General features: G+C 40.9%; 5 protein-coding genes and 1 riboswitch. Of the genes, 2 read left to right on the plus strand and 3 right to left on the minus strand.

The genetic code is table 11. The features are described 5' to 3' along the window. Both AC1DND_RS22530 and AC1DND_RS22535 read right to left on the minus strand, forming a co-directional pair. Positions 1–1,459: carboxypeptidase-like regulatory domain-containing protein (locus tag AC1DND_RS22530; RefSeq protein WP_477584840.1), on the minus strand; the 1,459-nt coding region annotated here is incomplete at its 3' end. Between the two features lie 15 nt (positions 1,460–1,474). After that, positions 1,475–3,529, minus strand: a complete 2,055-nt coding sequence (locus tag AC1DND_RS22535; protein WP_477584841.1) for a transferrin receptor-like dimerization domain-containing protein — start codon at positions 3,527–3,529, stop codon at positions 1,475–1,477. A gap of 79 nt (positions 3,530–3,608) precedes the next feature. Next, a riboswitch (SAM riboswitch) is annotated at positions 3,609–3,713 on the minus strand. A gap of 303 nt (positions 3,714–4,016) precedes the next feature. Here AC1DND_RS22535 and AC1DND_RS22540 point away from each other — a divergent pair. After that, complete coding sequence (locus AC1DND_RS22540; protein WP_477584842.1) at positions 4,017–4,292, plus strand: ArsR/SmtB family transcription factor; 276 nt, start codon at positions 4,017–4,019, stop codon at positions 4,290–4,292. 59 nt (positions 4,293–4,351) lie between these two features. Continuing rightward, entirely contained in the window at positions 4,352–5,491 is a 1,140-nt protein-coding gene (locus AC1DND_RS22545) for an MFS transporter (RefSeq protein WP_477584843.1), read from the plus strand. 335 nt (positions 5,492–5,826) lie between these two features. On the opposite strand, the gene AC1DND_RS22550 is transcribed toward AC1DND_RS22545, so the two are convergent. Then, positions 5,827–6,540: a DUF92 domain-containing protein gene (locus AC1DND_RS22550; protein ID WP_477584844.1), complete on the minus strand. Its 714-nt coding sequence runs from the start codon at positions 6,538–6,540 to the stop codon at positions 5,827–5,829. Positions 6,541–6,758 lie beyond the last annotated feature (218 nt).

Consider the following 6,758-nt stretch of genomic DNA (forward strand, 5'->3'; position numbering starts at 1 on the left):
GGGTAATGTCGGCAGAAATCGTCTGAAAGCCAATCGGGTAGTAATCCGTTTCATTGTAATTTTCATTCTGTATGGAAGTATATACCTCCGCATTCAACTTATCGGTAAACTGGTATTTCACTTTTATACCAGCAAGTAAATTATCGCTGTTATTTTCATATTCACGGTAACTCAACTGGTAAAAAGGATTGTTCACATTGAAGTTCTGTATATCAAAACCATAGGGTTTAAAGGCATATTTCCCTGAGGCATCGCGTTCCTGAAGATTGATAAAAGGTTCGTATAGTGAAGTAGCATATAACAAGGAGCCGCTACCACTTGATGATATGGAAGAAGAAGGCGTTTTGTTGTTAAAGTATTGCAGGCTTAGGTTAATCTCTAAGTTTTTATCCGGTTTATAGCCAAAATTAAACAAGGCTGTTTGTCTTTTATCGGCACCCACAGGTTCTGCAACTCCGCCTTTATATTGATTTTGAAAAGATGCATACAAAGTATATTTATCGCCCGCAGTTGATGCCGAAACAAAATTTGTAAAATATGGATTGTTGTTTAACATGTTAGCCACATTATCGTATACATTTGGGTATGGGTGAAGGTTAAGGGAATAACCGTTAGTTTGTACATCGATGGTCCTGGCGTTGCCGTTAAGCACGAATGAACCATCGGAATTAACCTTAAAATGATGAAACTGAGAAGTTGGCGGCGTATTTTGCACATTGCTTAAGCCAAATTCATTATCGACAATAATATTCACCTTTCCGGTACCTTTTCCTTTTTTGGTGAGCACCTGGATAATTCCGCCTTCACCCCTGGTACCATAAAGGGCCGAAGCCGCTGCGCCTTTAACCACTTCAATCGATTCTATATCCTGCGGATTTAAGTCAGACAGGTTTAATGCGGTTACAAACCCATCCACTACCAAAAGCGGCGCAATATTGCCCGATACCGATTTAGCGCCGCGCAGATAAACCGTTGCCCCCGAATTACCAGAAGATTGACTGATCTGGATCCCTGCAACCTTTCCTCTTAAAGTTTGAGAGGCATCTGTAGCCGGAACGGTATTAATCTGATCGTTATTCACTTTTGTTAGGGCAAAGGTCAACTTTTTGCGACTGGTACCTTCTGCAACGCCCGTAACCACCACATCAGCTAAAAGATGGACATCTTCTTTCAATTCCACATTAATTTCTGATCGGTTATTGATAGCTACAACCTGTTCTAAATAGCCCTGAAAATGGATGATGATACTATCAGCTTTTTGAGATAAGTTTAAATTAAATTCTCCTTTACCATTGGTGCTGGTGCCGATTTTGGTACCTTTTAATTTTATGGTAGCGCCAATAAGTGCTTGCTTATCTTTACTGTCGGTGATCTTACCGCGAATGGTATTTTGAGCAAAAGCCTGCAAACTGCTAAGCAAAACAAAGCAGACTATTAAATGGGTAAAAAATAGTTTCATTTTTATGGATTATAATTAAGGATGATTGGTCTGGTTGAGAAATTGAGTGAGTTTTGAGATTGAAGTTGTTAACACGAGAATTTGTACCTGTACATCTTTTGTATGGTACTGCTCAATGGCTTCTCTCACACCGGGAAGGGTTTTAACGCCATAGCCGGTGTACAGACCAGGGGCATAAATGCTATGCCTATACCACGGACGCCCAGGTAAACCTGCTTGTAGAAGCAATTGTTTTTCAGCCTGAAAAAGTAAGGTATTGAGTTGATCAGTTTTAGTATCCGAAGCGAGTGCAGCAGATACGATCTGATCAAGTTTTGATGATGCAGTTTTTAAACTATCTACTGCTAAGTTCAGTGCTTTAAAATCAAACTCTGGTAATTCAACCTGTACAGGAGGATTTTTCAAGTTTTCTTTAGGATCGTTGGCGAGCTGATAAGCACCACTTAAAACGAGCTTATTCTGGCTTTGAGCACCTTCCCTAAGCTGTTTTGCCAAAGCGTTTACTTCAGTAACATAAGTCGCTATTTTAGCCTGAAGATTAGAAAAATTAAATGGAAGTACATCTGCATTGGCCAAACGTAATACCGCCCGGCCAGCCGTTTGCGATAAGGCCAATCCGTATTCAAAACCTGGATCTTTAAACTTCACAAAGTTGTCGTAAGTATCGAAATTGGTATGGTACTCTCCTCCTTCATCTTCCCCGCCAAAACCAAGGCTTAAAGTAGGGATGCCGAGGTGCTGCAAAAACGCTGAATAATCTGATCCTGTGCCGAGCGCGCCCAGATCGAGTGTTTGGCTATCTTGTATTTTCTTACGGTCGGTAAGCGAGGCTGTAGAAATGGTTTTATTGGCTTTCCACCGCTCAAAAATATTAGAACCAACCTGAGGGTCTTTTACATCTTTCGAAATTTCTGAAACAAAATTTTCTAAAGCATGGGAACCGCCAGCTTCCAAAAAGCCACGGCCATTGCCATCCGAATTGATGTAGGCAACCGCTTTACTGTTTAACTCGTCTGCATGGTCTTCTACCCATTCTGTTGAACCTAAAAGCGATTGTTCTTCTCCATCCCAGGCAATATAAACAAGTGTTCGTTTAGGTTTTATACCTGCCTTTGCCAATTTTCCGATAGATTTTGCTTCTTCCAAAAGGGAGGCCAGCCCACTTACCGGATCTGCAGCGCCATTTACCCAGGCATCGTGATGATTACCACGTATAATCCACTGATTTTTAAATTTACTTCCCTCAAGTTTTGCTACAACATTGTATGCTGGCACAATATCCCAGTTAAAAGCCAGGTTTAAACGGACCACGGTACTTCCATCGCCAATGTGATAGGTAACGGGCAAGCCACCGCTCCAATCGGTAGGTACCACCTCACCTTTAAGTGCAGCAAGCAATGGCAAAGCATCGTGATAACTAATGGGCTGAACCGGAATTTTAAGAATCGTTTTGGCATCTGCCCGCTCCAACCTTTTGGCATTCTTGGTAGAACCGATTCCGGGTGTTAATGGATCACCGGGATAAATTACCATATCCATTACCGATCCCCGTTGAACAGCAAATTCTGGCTTGTAGGCGCCTTGCGGATATACATCTCCTTTCACAAAGCCGTCATCTTTTGGGTCCGAATAAATGATACAGCCCACCGCACCATGTTCGTAGGCTATCTTAGGTTTAGTGCCCCGCCACGATCTGCCATATTTTGCAATAACAATCTTGCCTTTTACGCTGATACCTAAACTCCCTAAAAGTTCTACCGAACGGGCTTTAGGCGTTGGAAACAAAACATAATAAGTCTCTATTTTTGCGTCCCAGCCATAACTTCTAAACTTTTTCAATACAGATTCTGCTACTGTTTTACTTCCTTTAGCACCCAAGTGGTGAGGGTTGGCAGAAAGTTCTTTTATGGTAGCCCCTATATTTTCTTTATTAAGCCCGGCATCAAATTTCTGCTCAATAACACGCTGTATCGGAATATTTTGGGTTTTAAATCCACTCAGCCTATTCTGCGCCAATAAAGGAAGCCAGAGCAATTGAATAGCCGTAAAAAGTGTAAAAGTTTTCTTCATTTTCTGATTTTTTTAGGAGTTCTTTTACCAGAAAAACTTTGAGCGACCTCAAAATCAATTAGCATGCGGATGCATAACCAACTTATCTTCTCCACCCTTGGGCAGAAAGGAATTAGCACCTTTTACAAGTGTATAGGTTGCTCAGACGTCATAGGGCCMTTCCCTCAGTCTTTCTGGATAAGTATTATATAATGATGCAAAGCTAAAAATAATAATCTAGTATTCCTATAGGATTTATATTATTTATTTAAATAACGCGGTTGACAGTCTTTTTAAAACTGACTGCCTTTGTTTTTTTTCGATCTTGCTAAAGGGATATATGCAAACCAGATCTTGGATTTTGCCACTTCTTACTGGGATCTCCCTGATGACTAAAAATCTTTATCCTAAAACAATCAATAAACATAGATACATTTCTATATATCAATATTAAAATTTACCTTTGCCAAGGCTTTACCCCTTGTTAATTTGGAGCAAAGCAAGAAAAATGGATAACAAAAAGATAGAAAAGATATCCCGGGCACTAAGTGATACCAACAGGATAGCCATTTTACAGGAATTTAAAAAAAAGAAAGATTGCCTCTATTGTGCAGAAGTAAATGATCTTTTAGACCTGACACAACCTTCCGTTTCCCACCATTTAAAGCAACTGGTTGATGCAGACCTGTTGTTGCCTCAAAAAGAAGGACGTAATTTCAAATACCTGCTGAACGAGAAAGTGCTCAATGAGTACATCGCCTGCCTAAATTCGTTAAAGGATTAAGGGCACTTACACATGAAATTAGAAACAAATTACCTATACACATCGAAATATTTGAATATATGAATAAGTCTATATATATACTGGCATTAGGTGCCTTTGGCATTATCACTACCGAATTTGGCGTTATCGGCATCTTGCCAACGATCAGCAGGGAGTTTGGCGTTTCTGTGGATACAGCCGGGTGGTTATTAAGTGCCTTTGCTATAACAGTTGCCGTATCGTCTCCATTTATAACTGCCCTTACTTCTAAGATCAATCGCAAGTTCTTATTATGCCTTGTTTTGGGTGTTTTTATACTCTCAAACCTGCTTTCAGCTTTTTCCCCTAGCTTTACCATTTTGATGATCGCGAGGATTTTGCCTGCCTTCTTCCACCCGCTGTTCTGGAATATTTCGCTAGCAGTAGCGTTCAAACAAGGCGGAGCCAAAGCAGTATCGGTCGTCATGACTGGGCTCAGCATCGCTACGGTTTTGGGTGTACCCTTAACTACCTATGCTGCTGATTACTTTCATAACTGGCAGGCATCTTTTTTCTTAACCAGTATTATCAGTTTAATTGCCTTTTTAGGCCTGCTATTTGTTGTGCCATCTATGCCGGGCAACAGCGAAAAATCTGCTGAAAGCCAGTTGTATGTTTTAAAGGATACCAAGCTTTGGCTAAACCTGGTTTCCACCGTACTTACACTTGCAGCCATGTTCTCGAGCTATAGCTACCTTGCCGCGTACCTTGAAAACATTTCGAATATGAACGGCGCTCAAATTAGCATTATGCTGCTCCTATTTGGTGGAATGGGGATTCTTGGTAACTGGTTAATGGGCATTGCACTCGGTAAAAATGTAATCTTAACCAGCCGGTTCTTTTTTATTCTTTTGATAGCTGTGCAAATATTGGCTTATTATTTTGGAACAATTTTTATCCCTATGGTAATTATTGTTTCCTTATGGGGCATGATCCATACAGGTGGATTTTTAGTGCCCAACATTCGAACCACTCAATCCGTTCCCCATAATGCATTGGAATTTGTAAACAGTCTTTTAACATCTTGCTATAATATCGGTATTTCATTAGGCGCATTCTTAGGCGGCATTGTAATCGCGAAGTTTGGTGTCCACGAAATAATCTGGATGGCAGTGCCTCTTCTGTTACTGGCTTACTTATTGAGTTTTGTAAACTCAAGAAAGAAAGCATTGGTTAATTAATAATTTATCAATCTTAAAATATTAAAACTGAGTACATGCTCAGCATTATCAATGATCTTACAGGACAATCCAAGATTTTATAGTGATAAATATAGTCCTTTTGGCTGATTACTTTCAAGAGCGTTAACGAACTTTAACTAAAAAACCCCAACTCAATTAAAAATTTTACCGAGTGTCTCCCATGCCCAATGTTCGTTAAGTTAAGCGTTTTTAACCATAGATGCACCCAGATAACACGGATTTTCATATCTGTGTGCATCCTTTCTATCTGTGGTTAAATTATTTTTGCTTGTGCCGAATGGCTTAAGGTGTAATGGGAATAAATAAACCCAGACTTAAAGAAAAATCTCCAACAACACAATTACAATCGCTGCTGTCAATGTATTCAAAAAATTGACCACATCATTCCCGATCAACCCCCTCCGCTCCAGCACAGCCCCTAATATGGAATCAGTAAGGTTACCCAACGTACCTGCAAGAACAATAAAGAAAAAGCTGATACTCCATCCCCATCCTAGCGCATAAATGCCAGCAATAATACAGCTACCTGCTATACCGATCAGGGTCCCTTCCAGACTGATCACCCCGTCCATTCCGCAGCGGTCGGGCTTAAAGGAAATAACATTAAAAAACCGTCTTCCATAAAGCATCCCCAGCTCGGAGGACAGGGTATCCGCTGTAGCCGAGGCAAAGGCTGCCGCCATTGCCGGAAGCATCAAATAAGCCAGCCGGGGATAAGACAGGGTAACTATAGCTGCAATGGCCGCAGCCCCGGCATTGGCCAGTACCTGCATTGCATTACGGCCTTTTTTTTCTTCATCCTTAGTGGCAAAAGCCTGCTTTCTGTGCCGCTCCAAGGAGGTGGCAGCAGAACCGAGGATAAAAAACATGGTCATCATCGCAAGCCCGAAGTAACCTGCAGCGGTAAAAATAAGGCATGCCAGTACCCCGCCCGTAAAAGCGGCCAGAACCGTCAGTTTTTTTGCCAAGATACTGTAGGCCATGCCTAAAATAATGATGATAGGCAAAAAGATGCCGCTATTGAACATATCACAAATATATTTGAAATATATTCACGAAAAAGCACATGGAAATATTTGTGCTGTTACGAACTACCAAAAACGTCAAAATCGACCGTGGTCACAAGTCTTGGGTTACCAAAGAGATCGATAAAAGTAACGGTTAGTTGTACTTCGGTTTGATAAGAAAACGAGCAGCCATTTTCCCTGAAATACCCAATCTTACTGCTGATTATCCATGCAGAGAT

It is taken from the genome of Pedobacter sp. 01N416 (assembly GCF_056399685.1).

Bases quoted from the DNA above. Each gene is read 5' to 3' on its own strand.
- AC1DND_RS22535 (WP_477584841.1), bottom strand. From the start codon at position 3,529: ATGAAGAAAACTTTTACACTTTTTACGGCTATTCAATTGCTCTGGCTT.
- AC1DND_RS22540 (WP_477584842.1), top strand. From the start codon at position 4,017: ATGGATAACAAAAAGATAGAAAAGATATCCCGGGCACTAAGTGATACC.
- AC1DND_RS22545 (WP_477584843.1), top strand. From the start codon at position 4,352: ATGAATAAGTCTATATATATACTGGCATTAGGTGCCTTTGGCATTATC.
- AC1DND_RS22550 (WP_477584844.1), bottom strand. From the start codon at position 6,540: ATGTTCAATAGCGGCATCTTTTTGCCTATCATCATTATTTTAGGCATG.